General features: G+C 67.0%; 11 protein-coding genes. 5 read left to right on the forward strand and 6 right to left on the reverse strand.

All coding sequences use genetic code 11. The features are described 5' to 3' along the window. Nucleotides 1-60 precede the first annotated feature (60 nt). Together VGN82_RS18800 and VGN82_RS18805 are read right to left on the reverse strand one after the other, a co-directional pair. Nucleotides 61-1,248, reverse strand: a complete 1,188-nt coding sequence (locus tag VGN82_RS18800; protein WP_327528563.1) for an FAD-binding protein — start codon at nucleotides 1,246-1,248, stop codon at nucleotides 61-63. Continuing rightward, a complete protein-coding gene (locus VGN82_RS18805) occupies nucleotides 1,245-2,681 on the reverse strand; it encodes an FAD-linked oxidase C-terminal domain-containing protein (RefSeq protein WP_327528564.1) in 1,437 nt (478 codons plus the stop codon). Before VGN82_RS18805 ends, VGN82_RS18800 begins: the two co-directional genes overlap by 4 nt. 117 nt (nucleotides 2,682-2,798) lie before the next feature. On the opposite strand from VGN82_RS18805, the gene VGN82_RS18810 reads away from it, so the two are divergent. The 3 genes from VGN82_RS18810 (at nucleotide 2,799) to VGN82_RS18820 (ending at nucleotide 6,353) form a co-directional block, all read left to right on the forward strand. Next, on the forward strand, nucleotides 2,799-3,704 hold the full coding sequence (locus VGN82_RS18810) for a LysR family transcriptional regulator (protein WP_327528565.1): 906 nt from the start codon (nucleotides 2,799-2,801) through the stop codon (nucleotides 3,702-3,704). Between the two features lie 59 nt (nucleotides 3,705-3,763). Beyond that, entirely contained in the window at nucleotides 3,764-4,702 is a 939-nt protein-coding gene (locus VGN82_RS18815; RefSeq protein ID WP_327528566.1) for an SMP-30/gluconolactonase/LRE family protein, read from the forward strand. Nucleotides 4,703-4,763: 61 nt separating this feature from the next. Beyond that, nucleotides 4,764-6,353 carry an ABC transporter substrate-binding protein gene (locus VGN82_RS18820; protein WP_327528567.1) on the forward strand — a complete coding sequence of 530 codons (1,590 nt, stop codon included), beginning with the start codon at nucleotides 4,764-4,766 and terminating at the stop codon, nucleotides 6,351-6,353. 23 nt (nucleotides 6,354-6,376) lie between these two features. Here the strand turns inward: VGN82_RS18820 and VGN82_RS18825 are convergent, their stop codons facing one another. From VGN82_RS18825 to mscL, 3 genes are all read right to left on the reverse strand, one after another. Beyond that, nucleotides 6,377-7,492: an AbrB family transcriptional regulator gene (locus VGN82_RS18825; protein ID WP_327528568.1), complete on the reverse strand. Its 1,116-nt coding sequence runs from the start codon at nucleotides 7,490-7,492 to the stop codon at nucleotides 6,377-6,379. Between the two features lie 91 nt (nucleotides 7,493-7,583). Further along, nucleotides 7,584-8,777, reverse strand: a complete 1,194-nt coding sequence (locus VGN82_RS18830) for a pyridoxal phosphate-dependent aminotransferase (RefSeq protein ID WP_327528569.1) — start codon at nucleotides 8,775-8,777, stop codon at nucleotides 7,584-7,586. A gap of 122 nt (nucleotides 8,778-8,899) precedes the next feature. Further along, complete coding sequence (gene mscL / locus VGN82_RS18835; protein WP_327528570.1) at nucleotides 8,900-9,319, reverse strand: large conductance mechanosensitive channel protein MscL; 420 nt, start codon at nucleotides 9,317-9,319, stop codon at nucleotides 8,900-8,902. 159 nt (nucleotides 9,320-9,478) lie between these two features. On the opposite strand from mscL, the gene VGN82_RS18840 reads away from it, so the two are divergent. Beyond that, nucleotides 9,479-13,048: a hybrid sensor histidine kinase/response regulator gene (locus VGN82_RS18840; RefSeq protein ID WP_327528571.1), complete on the forward strand. Its 3,570-nt coding sequence runs from the start codon at nucleotides 9,479-9,481 to the stop codon at nucleotides 13,046-13,048. Between the two features lie 67 nt (nucleotides 13,049-13,115). On the opposite strand, the gene VGN82_RS18845 is transcribed toward VGN82_RS18840, so the two are convergent. Next, nucleotides 13,116-13,718 carry a thioesterase family protein gene (locus VGN82_RS18845; protein WP_327528572.1) on the reverse strand — a complete coding sequence of 201 codons (603 nt, stop codon included), beginning with the start codon at nucleotides 13,716-13,718 and terminating at the stop codon, nucleotides 13,116-13,118. Between the two features lie 184 nt (nucleotides 13,719-13,902). Between VGN82_RS18845 and VGN82_RS18850 the strand changes: the two genes are divergently transcribed. Beyond that, nucleotides 13,903-14,415: a tyrosine phosphatase family protein gene (locus VGN82_RS18850; RefSeq protein ID WP_327528573.1), complete on the forward strand. Its 513-nt coding sequence runs from the start codon at nucleotides 13,903-13,905 to the stop codon at nucleotides 14,413-14,415. Nucleotides 14,416-14,508: the final 93 nt, after the last annotated feature.

Genomic DNA, 14,508 nt, shown 5'->3' on the forward strand with positions numbered 1-14,508 from the left:
CTCTGATCGTCCTGTCACCCACTGCGCGTCTTTCCTTCTCCGGATCGGAGAAAGGCCGCCTTACATCCCCGCATACATCCGGCCCGGCTCGAACAGCCCGACCGGATCGAAACTCTGCTTGATGCCGGCGGTGACGCGCATCAGCGGATCCGCCAGCGGCTCGAAGACCGGAACGGTGGCGCGGATCGCAGCAGGGGCCCTCACGAGCGTCGCATGACCGCCGAGCGGCTTCAGGGCGGCACGGATGGAGCCTGCAGCCGCGTCCTCACCGGTGGGCAAGGCGAGCCAGACCAGCCCGCCGCCCCAGTCGTAGAACCAGCGCGCACCCGGCACATGCGCCGCAATCGTCGCCGTCGCTCGCGGCCCGTTGCCAGGCGCCACCGACACGCGCCAGACGGCCTCGTCCGTGCCGGCAAAGAAGCGGGCATCGCGGACGTCGCGCCAGAGCTCGGCCGAGGCCGCGCCCTCCACGGTCACGGGCGCACCGTGCTGGCGCAGCAGCTCGGCCAGCTCATGGCTGCGATAGTCGATCGAGTCGGAGAAGTTCTCCAGTCGCAGCAGCGTCCGGGCCTGGTCGGCACCGACTCCCTCTGGCAGGTGCGCGGCGGCGAAGGGTTCGAAAGGCGAGCCCAGCGCCGCTGAAAGCAGCGCGACGGCCGCATGATCGGACAGGCCGCGCCAGACCAGCGTCACGACGCGCTCGGGACTAGGCAACACGCGAAAGGTCACCTCGGTCAGAAAGCCGAGCGTGCCATGGCTGCCGGCGGCGAGCTTCACAAGGTCGAGCCCGGTGACGTTCTTCATCACCCGGCCGCCCGACTTGATCGCCTCGCCGCGGCCATTGACCATGCGGATGCCGATCAGCGAGTCACGAGCAGCGCCGGCGTTGATCCGGCGCGGGCCCGAGATGTTGGCGGCGGCGACGGCGCCGATCGTCGGCTCGCCCTCGCTACCGAGCAGGGCGCGGTGGTCCATCGGCTCGAAGGGCAGCATCTGTCCACGTTCCGCCAGAGTCTGCTGAACGAGGGTGAGCGGCGTGCCGGCGCGTGCGCCGATCACCATCTCCGCCGGCTCATAGAGCGTGATGCCGGTCAGGCCGGCGCTGGAGAGCGTGCTCTGTGTCTGCGTCGGGCGCCCGAGGCCGGCGCGCGTATTGCCGCCGATGATGGACAGGGGCGTGGCGCTCTCGATCAGGGATTTGACGACGGCACAGGCCTGCGCCTCGGTTGTAGGGATATGGAGGGTCACGCCGCGATCCTGCCTTCGAGCGGGAACACCTTGGCCGGGTTGAGCAGCCAAGTCTGGTCAAAGACCGCCCTCACCCGCATCTGCTGGGCGAGATCCTCGGACGTGAACTGGAAGGTCATCAGGTCGCGCTTCTCGATGCCGACGCCGTGCTCGCCGGTGAGGCAGCCGCCGACCTCGACGCAAAGCTTGAGAATGTCCATGCCGGCATCCTCCGCCTTCTGCGCCTCGACCGGATCGTTGCAATTGTAGAGGATCAGCGGGTGAAGATTGCCGTCGCCGGCATGGAAGACATTGGCGACGCGCAGGCCATGGCCCTTCACGATCTCGTCCATGCGGCGCAACACATAAGGAAGCTGGCCGGTCGGGATCGTGCCGTCCATGCAGATATAGTCGGCGATGCGCCCGGTCGCGCCGAAGGCGGACTTGCGGCCTTTCCAGATCGCGGCGGATTCCATCGCCGACTGGCTCTCCTTCACCGTCTTGACGCCATGCTCGCGGGCGATGGCGACGATGCGGGCGAGCTGGGCGTCCATTTCGGCGTCCGAGCCCTCGACCTCGATGATCAGAAGCGCCTCGACATCCATCGGGTAGCCGGCCTTGGCGAAGGCTTCGCAGATCTCGATCGCAGGCTTGTCCATGAACTCCATCGCGACGGGAATGATGCCCGCGCCGATGATGGCAGCGACCGCCTCGCCCGCCTGCTCGCTGGTCGGGAAGCCGAAGAGCACCGGGCGCGCGCCTTCTGCCGAACGCAGGATGCGCACCGTCGCTTCCGTGACGATGCCGAGCTGGCCTTCCGAGCCGACGACGAGGCCGAGCAGGTCGAGGCCCGGCGCATCGAGATGCGCGCCGCCGATCTCGACGATGCTGCCATCCAGCATGACCAGCGTGACGCCGAGCACGTTGTTCGTGGTGACACCATATTTCAGGCAATGCGCGCCGCCGGAGTTCATGCCGATATTGCCGCCGATCGAACAGGCGAGCTGCGACGACGGATCGGGTGCGTAGAAGAAGCCTTCCGCCGAAACCTCCCCGGTGACTGCGAGATTTGTGACGCCTGCCTGCACTTTCGCGGTGCGGTTGGCGTAGTCGATCTCGAGGATGCGGTTCATCTTCGAGACGCCGATGACGACGGCATCCTCCTGCGGGATCGCGCCGCCGGCCAGCGATGTGCCGGCACCGCGCGGGACGACAGGCACGCCCTGCTCGCCGCAATAGCGCAGCACCGCCGCGACCTCCTGCGTCGTCGAGGGCAGCACGACCGCCAGCGGCAGGCGGCGATAGGCCGTCAGGGCGTCGGTCTCATAAGGCCGGCGCTCGTCGGCGGAGGTGATCAGCGCCTCCGGCGCAACCAGCCTGGACAGCCCGGCGATGATCGCATCGCGGCGGGCGAGGATATCCGGGTCGGGGGCGGGAAAGGCGATGGCGGACATGGCGAAGATTCCTGGGCAACGGCGCAGACCCTAGACGAAATCGAAACTGCTTGCAGCGTGACCAACGCGCATGATTATTTCCAATTCGGAAAAGATGGCGAGAGGACAACCCTTCGGATGGATCGCTTCGGGGATCTCGACGTCTTCGCGCATGTGGTGACGGCACGCAGCATGTCGGCCGCGGGCCGGCAGCTGAACCTGTCGCCGGCCGTGATCTCCAAGCGCATCCGCCGGCTGGAGGAGCGACTGGGCGTCAGACTGCTGCAGCGCACGACGCGCCAGCTCTCGCTGACCGAGGCCGGACAGGGCTTCTATGAGCGCGTGGTCTCGATCCTGTCCTCGATCGAGGATGCGGAGGCCTGGGTCGCAAGCGGCGCCGGCCAGGCACGCGGCACGCTGCGCGTCTCGGCGCCGACCTCCTTCGGCCGGTTGCACATCGCGCCGCATCTCAAGCCCTTCCTCGACGCGCATCCGCTGGTGACGGTGGATCTCGTGCTGAGCGACGCCTTCATCGACATCGTCGGCGAGGGCTTCGACCTTGCGATCCGGATCGCCGACCTGCGCGATTCGAGCCTGGTGGCGAAGCGGCTGGCACCGAACCACCGCGTGCTCTGCGCCGCACCGGATTATCTCGCCCGATCCGGCACCCCCACCAGCATTGACGACCTGTCTCGGCACACGCTGATCACCCACAATGCCGATCACTGGCGCCTGGACGGACCGGAAGGACCGGTGAACGTGCGGGTCAACGGCCCGCTGCGCACGAATTCCAGCGAAGTCGTACGCGAGGCGCTGATTGCCGGCGTCGGCATCGCCCTGCGCTCGACCTGGGATGTCGGGCCGGAATTGAAATCGGGCGCCCTGCAGCGCGTGCTTACGGGCTATTCCGTCGGCAAGCGGGTCGCGGTGCATGCCGTCTATCCCAGCCGTCGGCACATGGAGCAGAAGGTGCGCGCCTTCGTCGACTACCTCGGCGAGCTTTACGGACAGACGCCCTATTGGGATGCTGGGCTGGAGCTGTAGACAAGAATCGATCGGCGCCCGCCGGGCTGACCGATGAAAACCAGGGCTGGAGCGTTCTCATGTTCGGCGTCATCGAAGGCACAGGGTCCACCGTCCTGGACCCGCGCTTCCACCGCGTCATCCCCGGCTCGGCCCGGGTCGAACGGCTGTGGAGCGGGTCGCGCTGGGCTGAGGGGCCGGCCTGGTTCCGGGCGCATAACACCCTGGTCTGGTCCGACATCCCGAACGACCGCATGCTGCGCTACGACGCGCTGTCAGGCCAGACGAGCGTCTTCCGCCAGCCGGCCCGCAACTCGAACGGCAATACGGTCGACTCCCAGGGACGGCTCGTCAGCTGCGAGCATGGCGGGCGGCAGGTGACGCGCACCGAGCATGACGGCTCGATCACCGTGCTGGCCAGCCATTACCAGGGCAAGCGGCTGAACTCGCCGAATGATCTCGTGGTGAAGTCCGACGGCTCGATCTGGTTCACCGACCCCGATTACGGCATCCTCAGCGACTATGAGGGCAACAAGGCCGATAGCGAGATCGGAGGTTGCAACGTCTATCGCATCGATGGGCAGAGCGGCGCGCTGACGCTCGTCGCGGACGATTTCGTCAAGCCCAACGGGCTGGCCTTCTCGCCCGACGAGCGCATCCTCTACATCGCCGATACGGGGGCAAGCCATGATCCCGTCAATGGCCCGCGTCATATCCGGGCCTGCGGGGTCACGGCCGATGGCACGCAACTCGCGGGCTCCAGCGTCTTCGCGACCTGCACGGCGGGGCTGTTCGACGGCTTCAGGCTCGATGTCGCGGGACGGGTCTGGACCAGCGCCGCCGACGGCGTCCACATCTACCATCCGGACGGCACGCTGATCGGCAAGATCGCGATCCCCGAGGTTGTCGCCAATGTCTGCTGGGGCGGGCCGCGCCTCAACCGGCTCTTCATCTGCGGCACGAGCTCGCTCTATGCCGTGCTGACCAACACCAACGGCGCGGTGTGGCCGAGCGTCTGAGCAAGGCCGCTGGCACAGCCCTTGCTGAATTGCATGCATCTCTTCCCTCGGAGCTGCATGCATGTTCAAACGCCTGGCTATTTCGGCCGCACTCGCCCTTTCCCTCGCCACGGCGGCGCAGGCGGAATCGGTGGTGCGCTACGGCATCTCGATGGCCGATATCCCGCTGACCTCCGGCCAGCCTGATCGTGGCGCCGGTGCCTACAAATTCACCGGCTACACGCTCTATGATCCGCTCGTCGCCTGGGAGATGGATGTCGCGGACCGGCCGGGGAAGCTCGTTCCCGGCCTCGCCAGCGAATGGAAGGTCGATCCGGCTGACCAGAAGAAGTGGCTGTTCACGCTCCGCGACGGCGTGAAGTTCCATGACGGCTCGGCGCTCGACGCCGCAGCGGTGGTCTGGAACCTCGACAAGGTTCTGGACGAAAAGGCGCCGCATTACGACCGCCGCCAGGCCGCGCAGGTCAAGCCGCGCCTGCCCTCGGTCGCCAGCTACCGCGTGGTCGATCCCAAGACGGTCGAGATCACCACCAAGGCGGTCGATTCCTTCTTCCCCTACCAGATGCTCTGGTTCCTGGTCTCGTCGCCCGCCCAATACGAGAAGGTCGGCAAGGACTGGGACAAGTTCGCGATGACCCCGTCGGGCACCGGCCCCTTCAAGCTTGACAAGTTCGTGCCGCGCGAGCGCGCCGAGCTCGTCAAGAACGCCGAGTATTGGGACAAGAAGCGGCTCGCCAAGGTCGACCGCCTGATCCTGCTGCCCATGCCCGAGGTTCTGGCGCGCACCAACGCGCTGATCACCGGCCAGGTCGACATGATCGAGACCCCGGCGCCCGACACCGTGCCGCAGCTCAAGGCCGCGAAGATGCGGATCGTCGAGAACGTCACCCCGCATGTCTGGAACTATCACCTCTCCGTCGCGCCGGGCTCGCCCTGGGCGGATGTCCGCCTGCGCAAGGCGCTCAACCTCGCCATCGACCGCGACGGCATCGTTGCCCTGCTGAACGGCCTCGCACGTCCTGCCATCGGCCAGGTCGACCCGACCAGCCCCTGGTTCGGCAAGCCGTCCTTCCAGATCAAGTACGATCCCGAAGCGGCCAAGAAGCTGCTGGCCGAGGCCGGCTATTCCAAGCAGAAGCCGCTCAAGACCACCTTCGTCATCGCCCAAGGCGGCTCGGGCCAGATGCAGTCGCTGCCGATGAACGAGTTCATCCAGCAGAACCTCAAGGATGTCGGCATCGAGGTCGAGTTCAAGGTCGTCGAGCTGGAAGTCCTCTACACCCGCTGGCGCAAGGGCGCGAAGGACGAGATGAACGCCGATGTCACCTCGAACAACATCGCCTATGTCACCTCGGACCCGCTCTACGCGATCATCCGCTTCTTCCACTCCAACCAGGTCGCGCCGGTCGGCGTGAACTGGGGCACTTGGTCGAGCCCAGCGGTCGACGCCTTGCTCGACGAGGCAGCGAAGAGCTTCGACGTCGCCAAGCAGGACGAGCTCCTGGCCAAGGCCCACAGCCTGATCGTCGACGATGCCGTGCTCGGCTGGGTCGTCCACGACACCAACCCGCATGCGCTGTCGCCGAAGGTGACCAAGTTCGTGCTGGCCCAGCACTGGTTCCAGGACCTGACCACGATCGGGATGGACTGATAACTCGACCAGCCGCCGGAGCCTCAGGGCTTCGGCGGCTCCGGCTTCAGCCGGGCGACGATGAAGGGCATCGCAAGGCCCAGCGCCATGAAGCGTGCGAGATGATGTGCGCCTACATAGAGCGGGTCGAGCCCCATGGCGAAGGCGAGCATCGCCATCGCCTCGAGACCTCCCGGAGCAAAGGCCGCCATCGCCGTCGCATAGGGCACGCCCGCGAGCCAGGCGGCAGGCCAGGCGAAGGCGAAGGCCACCGCGACCGACACGAAGAAGCCACCGATCGCGAGCGGAAACAGGGCCAATATCTCGCTGCGCTTGACGTGCGAGACCCGCCCTCCCATCGCCGCTCCGAGCATGATCAAAATCGCGATCTGGATCGCCTGCGGCAGGGTTCCGTGGACCACGCCGGTGCCGTGCAGCACGGCGCTCGCCAGCGTCGCGCCAAGGATCATCGGCGCTGTGACGCCCCATCGCTCGAAGACCAACCCCGTGGCCAGGCCGGCCGCGATCACAACCAGCATGTCGCCGGCCGAGGAGATCACCACCGCCGGAGGTTGGGTCGGAACGCCGGCCCCGGTCATCTGCATGATGGTCGGCAGCACCGCCACCAGCACGAGAATGCGGAACAGCTGCACTACCGAGATGCGGCCGATATTCGCCCCCTTTTCCTGCGCGACGGAGATCACGGCGGAGAGAGCGCCGGGCGCTGCCGCCAGCAGCGAGTCAATCCAGGACCAGCGTGCGACGTAGTGAAGATAGGCCCCGGTCGCGAACATGATCGTGATGAGGCCGACGAAAAGCACGGCGAGAGAGCTCGGATAGCGCGCCGCAGCGGCGAGCGCCTCGGGGGTCGCGGCCGAGCCGATCAGCACGCCGGAGAGCAGCATGGTCGAGTCGAACCAGGGCTTGCGTAGCACCGGCAGCGGCCGCGCCATCCCGATCACCGAGATCAGCAGCATCGAGCCCGAGAGCCAAGCGGCCGGCACGTCGAAAAGGGAGAACAACGCGCCGCCCAGCCCGGCGAGGCCGATCACCAGCGCTTCGCGGCGCCAGACCGCAAGACGTGACGTGGGATAACCGAAGAGTGCCATAGCGTCCCGGAAGGCGCTCGCACGCCGGAAGGGACTGCCGGGCGCGGCCATGCGCTGTCATGGCCGCGCGGCGCTGCCCGGTCAATTTGGAATATCCCGGCCTCGCGCAAAGCAGCCCTGCGCCGGGCGAAAGCGGGACTGCTCAACCCGCGGCGAGCGCACCCTGCAGCCGTTTGACGACCTCGACCAGATCCGAGGACTTGCGGGCAAAGCACAGCCGCAATCCCGTCTCGCCGCCGGGCCCGAAGGCCGTTCCGGGTGCGAGGCCGACATTCGCCTTGTCGACGAGGTCGATGGCGAGCGCGCGGGAATCCGACCAGCCGTCGACCGAGAAGAACTGGTAGAACGCGCCGTCCGGCGGGGCCAGCGTCACGCGGTTGGTCGCCTTCAGGCCCTCAGCGATGATCTTCCGTCCCTCGGTTGCGCAGGCGATCTGCTCGGCGACAAAAGGCTCGCCCTCGTCGAGCGCGGCGATGGCGGCACGCTGGACGAAGACCGGCGAGCCCGAGGTCGAATACTGGATCAGGTTCTCGATGATCTGGCCGAAGGCGGGTGGCGCCTCGATCCAGCCGATGCGCCAGCCGGTCATGGCCCAGTTCTTCGAGAAGGTCTGGACGAAGAGGATACGGTCCTCCGGCTCCATCACGTCATGGAAGGAGGCTGCGCGAGCCGAACCGTCATAGACGAAGCGGGCATAGATCTCGTCAGCGATGATCCAGATGCCGTGCTTGCGCGCCAATGCCAGGATCGCCGCGAGTTCATCCTTCGTCGCGGTCCAGCCGGTCGGATTGGCCGGCGAGTTGATCGCGATCGCGCGCGTCCTCGGCGTGATCGCGGCAGCCAGCCGGTCGAGATCGAGCGTGAAGCGGCCATGGACGTAGTCCATCGGGACATTGACCGGCACCGCACCTGCGACGCCGATCGCGGCGGCGACGTTCGGCCAGGCCGGGGTCGGGATCACCACCTCGTCGCCCGGGCCGGTGATCATGCGCACGACGATCTGGACCGACTGCATGCCGGAGCCGGTGACGAAGAACCGGTCCATCGCGAAGGGCTGGCCGTAGAGGGCGGTGTGGTAGCGCGCCAGCGCCTCGCGCAGATCGGGGATGCCTCGCTGCCAGGTGTAGAAGGTCTCGCCGTCGGCCAGGGACTTGTTGGCGGCGCGCACGATGAAATCGGGCGTCGGAAGATCGCCCTCGCCGACCCAGAGCGGGATCAGCCCGTGTTTCAGCCGGCCGTGGTTGACGACCTCGACGATGCCGCTCTCGGGGGCATTGCGAGCCTCGGGGCGCAGCCCGGAAATCAGGCTGGAGCCCGCAAGCGTGACGGTGGACATGCGTTTCGACCTCGCGACTTCGATCAGCCACCTTTAGCCGATGCCTGCGCCGACAGGCATGAAATCACGAGATCGGGTCGATCGGTCGCGGTGATGAATCGGTGCGACCGATCGGAGCCTCGTCAGACCGACTTCTGCTTGAGCAGGTCGCGGATCTCGGTGAGGAGGACGACGTCGGCGGCCGGCGGGGGCGGCTCCGCCGGCTTGGCCTGTTCCTTGTAGCGCAGCGTGTTGATGCCCTTGACCACCAGGAACAGGACGAAGGCGATGATCAGGAAGTTGAGCGCGGCCGTGAAGAAGGAGCCATAGGCCAGCACGGCGCCCTGCTTCTTCGCCTCTTCGAGGACGGGGGCAGTCACGGCCTTGTTCAGGCCGATGTAGTAGTTCGAGAAATCGAGGCCGCCGAGCGCGCCGAAGAACGGCATGATGACGTCGGAGACGAGCGAATCGACGATCTTGCTGAACGCCGCACCGATGATCACGCCGATCGCGAGATCGACGACATTGCCCTTCAGCGCGAACTTCTTGAATTCCTCAAGCATGCTTTAGCCCCTTCCTCGGTCTGGCGCCCTGAGCCCGTCCGGCCACATCGCGTCGCGGATCCGAGGCTAAAGAAGAATGTCGTGCGTGGAAACCAGTTCCCTCCCATTGGTAACGTCCTCTAATGTCCGGCCATCGCAGCGCCTGGTGATGGAGGCAGCATGATCCCCGCATGGTCCGTCATCTTGGTGGCGCTGGCCTATCTGTGCGCGCTGTTCGCGATCGCCCATGCGGCCGACACGTCCGGCCGCCGACTGGTCAACGGCAAGGCGCGGGCGACGATCTATGCGCTGGCGCTCGCCGTCTATTGCACCTCCTGGACCTTCTATGGCTCGGTCGGCTTCGCCAGCCGCGCGGGGCTCGACTTCCTGGGCATCTATGTCGGCCCGATCCTGGTGATCGGCTTCGGCCACCGCTTCGTCGGCCGCATCGTCGGCATCGCGAAGTCGCAGAACATCACCTCGATCGCGGATTTCGTCGGCGCCCGCTACGGCAAGAGCGAGCGGGTCGCGGCGCTGGTCTGCCTCGTCGCCGTGATCGGCGCCCTGCCCTACATCGCGCTGCAGCTCAAGGCGGTCGCGAATTCGCTGTCGGTGCTGCTCACGGCCACCGGCGGGAGCCCGATCACCGCAGACGTCCCCGTCCTCACCGACCTCGCCTTCCTGGTGGCGATGGTGCTGGCGGGCTTCGCCTGTGCCTTCGGCACCCGCCATATCGACGCGACCGAACACCAGGACGGGCTCGTGCTCGCCATCGCGGCCGAGTCGCTGGTCAAGCTCGTCGCCTTCCTCGTGCTCGGCGTCTTCGTCGTCTACGGGCTTTACGATGGTGCCGGCGACCTCTTCGCGCAGGCCTCACATCTTCCCGATGGCGTGGCGCCGGTCTGGGAACGCACCTCGAACTGGCCGACCTTCCTGACGCTGACGCTGCTTTCGACCTGCGCCGCATTGCTTCTGGCGCGGCAGTTCCACATGACGATCGTCGAGAACCGCGATGCGCGCGACGTGCGCCGCGCCGCCTGGATGTTTCCGGTCTACCTCGTCCTGATCAACCTGTTCGTGCTGCCGCTCGCCATGGCCGGTGAATTGCTGATGCCGGGCGCCGGCGTCGACCGCGACATGACCGTGCTGCTGCTGCCGTTGCAGAAGGAGGCCGGGCTGCTCGCCCTGCTGGTCTTCGTCGGCGGCCTGTCGGCCGCGACGGCGATGGTGATCGTCGCCTCGGTCGCGCTCGCGATCATGATCTCGAACCATCTCGTCATGCCGCTGCTGCTGCGCGGGCGGCGCGGGTTGAGCGACCCGGCCGGCAGCAAGGCCCAGCTCGCGGCACAGGATGCCGACAACGGCACGACGGGCGGGGACCTCGGCTCGCAGGTCGTGATCATCCGGCGCGTCGCGATCCTCTGCGTCATCCTGCTCGGCTATGCCTATTATCGCGCTGCCGGCGAAGCGGCTCTGGTCTCGATCGGCCTGCTCTCCTTCGCGGCGACCGCGCAGATCGCGCCGGCCTTCTTCGGCGGGCTCGTCTGGCGCCGCGGCACGGCGCTGGGCGCCGCGGCCGGGCTGATCATCGGGATCGCGACCTGGGCCTATACACTGCTGATGCCGAGCCTCGCCCATCCGGGCAGCTACTGGAGCGACATCGTCGCGCTCGGCCCGTTTGGCAAGGCCGCGCTGCGGCCGGAGGCGCTGTTCGGACTGGACCTGCCCGCCCTGCCCCATGGCGTGGTCTGGAGCCTCGGGCTCAATCTCCTGGCCTATGTCGGCTTCTCGCTGCTGCGCCCGGCAACAGCGATGGAACGCCTCCAGGCCAACGCCTTCGTCGAGTCCGACAGGGCGACGATGGCGCAGTCCTTCTCGCTCTGGCGCTCCAGCGTCACAGAGGCGGAGTTACAATCCACGATCGGGCGGTATCTCGGCCAGGAGCGGACGCAGCGCGCCTTCGAGGGCTTTGCCAGCAGCCGCGGCGAAGAGCCCAGCCCCGCGCGCGACGCCGACATCCATCTGCTGCGCTTCGGCGAGCATCTGCTCTCCTCGGCGATCGGTGCGGCTTCCTCTCGGCTCGTGCTGTCGCTGCTGCTGCGCCGGCGCAACCTGACGACCGAAGCCGCCTTCAAGCTTCTCGACGACGCCTCGGCGGCGCTGCAGTACAACCGCGACATCCTGCAGCACGGCCTCGACCATGCCGGCCAGGGCATCACCGTGCTCGACCGCGACCTTCGGCTGCTCGCCTGGAACCAGGCCTTCATCGAGCTCTACGACCTGCCGCCCGCGATGGTCCGCTTCGGCACCGGGCTCGACGAGATCGTGCGCTACAATGCGGCGCGCGGCGCCTATGGCGTCGGCCAGCAGGACGAACTGATGGCCGCCCGGCTGCAGAGCTTCGTGCATGATAGGGAGCCGGTGCGGCTCAAGCTCTATCCCTCGAAGAAGGTCATCGAGATCCGCACCAATCCGCTGCCCGATGGCGGCTTCGTCACGACCTATACCGACATCACCGAGGCGGTGGAGGCGCAGGAAGAGCTGGAGCGCACCAATGAGAGCCTGGAGCGCCGCGTCGTCGAGCGCACCGAGGAGATCCTGCGCGTCAACACCGAACTCCAGCGCGCCAAGGCCGAAGCCGAGGAGGCCAACGCCTCCAAGACGCGCTTCCTCGCGGCCGCGAGCCACGACATCCTGCAGCCGCTGAACGCGGCGCGCCTCTATGCGACCTCGCTGGTCGAGCGCGACCGGGCGGCGGGCAGCCCCGACCTCGCCGAGAACATCGACGCCTCGCTCGATGCGGTCGAGGAGATCCTGACCGCGCTGCTCGAAATCTCGCGCCTCGACGGCGGCGCGCTGAAGCCCGAGCTGACGTCCTTCCGGCTTGACGAATTGATGCGCCAGCTCCAGCGCGAATTCGAGCCGAGCGCGCAGGAAAAGGGCCTCAAGCTGGTCTTCATACCGAGCAGCCTTGCCGTGCGCTCCGATCGGCGGCTGCTGCGGCGGTTGCTGCAGAACCTCGTCTCCAACGCCATCAAGTACACGCCGAGCGGAAAGGTCCTGATCGGCTTCCGCCGGCGCGGCCCTCAGATCTCGGTCGAAGTCCTCGATACCGGACTCGGTATTCCCCAGGCGAAGCAGAAGACCGTGTTCCGCGAGTTCCAGCGGCTCGACCAGGGCGCCAGGGTGGCGCGCGGCCTCGGCCTCGGCCTCTCGATCGTCCAGCGCATTGCGCGCACGCTGGACCACCGGCTGACGCTGGATTCTGTGCCGGGCCGGGGCAGCCGATTCACAGTACTCGTGCCACGCGCCGCGCCGCTGCCCGAAATGACGACCGGCCCGACGCCGCGGCAGGTCCCCGCCGGGCAGCTCGCAGGGCTGAAGCTCCTCGTCATCGACAACGAGCCGGCAATCCTCGACGGTATGAAGCGGCTGCTCGAGGGCTGGGGCTGCACGGTTACGACCGCCGCCGGGCTCGACGAGGCGCTGATCCTCCTCAAGCGGCGCGAGCCCGATGTGGTGATCGCGGACTATCATCTCGACCATGGCAACGGCCTGACGGCGATCAGCACGGTGCGCGAACGCGCGCGGGCGCCCATGCCCGCGATCCTGCTGACGGCCGACAGGACGCCGCATGTACGCGAGGCCGCCGCCGCGCTCGACGTCCATCTGCTCAACAAGCCGCTGAAGCCCGGCGCGCTACGCGCGCTGCTGGCACAATGGCGCGCGACGCGGGTCGCGGCAGAGTAAGGCGGCTCAGGGCCGCCTAGATCATCGCGCGTCCTATCGGACGCGATAACGATGATCTATCTATCTGTTATCTCATCGGATTTATCCGAAAAGTGGATTCCACTTTTCGGTCCGATGCCAAAGTCGCGCTCTCGCGCATTGCATCCTCGGATGCAAGGAAGGCCTCGACCTCGGGCCCCGGCAGCGGGCTTGCCTGCGCCGTGCCGATCTCGGCCATCAACCGCGCGACGGGAACATAGGCGCGCCCGGCCCGGTCATAGAGCGCCGCGCGCACCAGCGCGTGGGCTGCCACAATTTCCGAGCCGTCACTCGCTCGGCTGAGCACGCGATGCTGGATCACCAGCCAGGACTCGGTCCAGCACAGGATCACCGTCTCGATCCGAAAGGGCCGGAACGGCCGCAGCTCGCGGCGGAAACGGATCATGCCTGCGTTCACGACAGGCACCCAGCGATGCCGCAGCACCGCACGCCACAAGCCGGTGCGCAGCATCAGATCGGTGCGCCCAAGATCCATCAACGACCAGTAGCGGCCGTTATTCATGTGCAGGCTGGTGTCGAGATCATGCGGCCAGACCCGGAAATCCAGCAGCGACGGGTCGGCCAGCGGCTTCAGCTTCGGGCGGAACGGGGAGGTCAGCAGCAGCCAGATCAGGCGGAACCAGAGATTCATCGACATGCTCGCGCGATGGGCGGGGTGCCCCGTCGGCGCTTCTAAGGCGCAATAGTTTATATTGGAACCATTTCGTTTGGTCGGAAAAGCGCGGCGTCATCCCGGAGTACCTTCCAGTCGCCAGGATGACGTCATGGTTCCCGTGCATTATTCGCTTGCGACGCGTCCCAGCAGGAAACCCCTCATGCCGACCCTGCACGTCTCCCCCCTGTCGAAACTCCACGAGACCGTGGCCAGGGTGCGCGCGAGCCATCTGGTCACTCTGATCAACGTGAACACCGTGGTCGAGCGGCCCGCCAGCATTGCCGAAAGCCGTCACCTTTTCCTCGGCATGTCCGACATCAACGCCGAGATGGAGGGCCATGTCGTGCCGGCGCAGGATCACGTCGAACGCTTCCTCGCCTTCGTGGGGGAATGGGATCGCGCCGCCCCGATGGTCATCCATTGCTGGGCCGGAATCAGCCGCTCGACGGCCGCCGCCTATATCGCGTCCTGCGCACTGGCGCCCTCGCGCGACGAGGAGGAGGTCGCAGCCGACCTGCGGGCTGCCTCCCCCTCGGCAACCCCAAACGCCCGCCTGGTCGCGATCGCGGACGGCATTCTCGGCCGCGGCGGCCGGATGAGCACGGCGATCGAGAGGATCGGGCGCGGCGCTGATGCCTTCGAGGGAACGCCGTTCTTGCTCCGCCTCGACTGACGATGCCGCGGCCGGGTTCGACGCCGGCAACTTCGTGCGACCTTTGGCGACCGCGGCGTGCATATCGCCGCCGTGCTCCGGATTCGATGCAGA

This window comes from Allobosea sp. (genome assembly GCF_035999205.1).
Taxonomy (GTDB): Bacteria; Pseudomonadota; Alphaproteobacteria; order Rhizobiales; family Beijerinckiaceae; genus Allobosea.

What these genes read in the sequence shown, in the direction of transcription:
- VGN82_RS18840 (WP_327528571.1), top strand. Translation starts at nt 9,479, where the DNA reads ATGATCCCCGCATGGTCCGTCATCTTGGTGGCGCTGGCCTATCTGTGC.
- VGN82_RS18845 (WP_327528572.1), bottom strand. Translation starts at nt 13,718, where the DNA reads ATGAATCTCTGGTTCCGCCTGATCTGGCTGCTGCTGACCTCCCCGTTC.
- VGN82_RS18815 (WP_327528566.1), top strand. Translation starts at nt 3,764, where the DNA reads ATGTTCGGCGTCATCGAAGGCACAGGGTCCACCGTCCTGGACCCGCGC.
- VGN82_RS18810 (WP_327528565.1), top strand. Translation starts at nt 2,799, where the DNA reads ATGGATCGCTTCGGGGATCTCGACGTCTTCGCGCATGTGGTGACGGCA.
- VGN82_RS18820 (WP_327528567.1), top strand. Translation starts at nt 4,764, where the DNA reads ATGTTCAAACGCCTGGCTATTTCGGCCGCACTCGCCCTTTCCCTCGCC.
- VGN82_RS18850 (WP_327528573.1), top strand. Translation starts at nt 13,903, where the DNA reads ATGCCGACCCTGCACGTCTCCCCCCTGTCGAAACTCCACGAGACCGTG.
- VGN82_RS18825 (WP_327528568.1), bottom strand. Translation starts at nt 7,492, where the DNA reads ATGGCCGCGCCCGGCAGTCCCTTCCGGCGTGCGAGCGCCTTCCGGGAC.
- VGN82_RS18805 (WP_327528564.1), bottom strand. Translation starts at nt 2,681, where the DNA reads ATGTCCGCCATCGCCTTTCCCGCCCCCGACCCGGATATCCTCGCCCGC.
- mscL (WP_327528570.1), bottom strand. Translation starts at nt 9,319, where the DNA reads ATGCTTGAGGAATTCAAGAAGTTCGCGCTGAAGGGCAATGTCGTCGAT.
- VGN82_RS18830 (WP_327528569.1), bottom strand. Translation starts at nt 8,777, where the DNA reads ATGTCCACCGTCACGCTTGCGGGCTCCAGCCTGATTTCCGGGCTGCGC.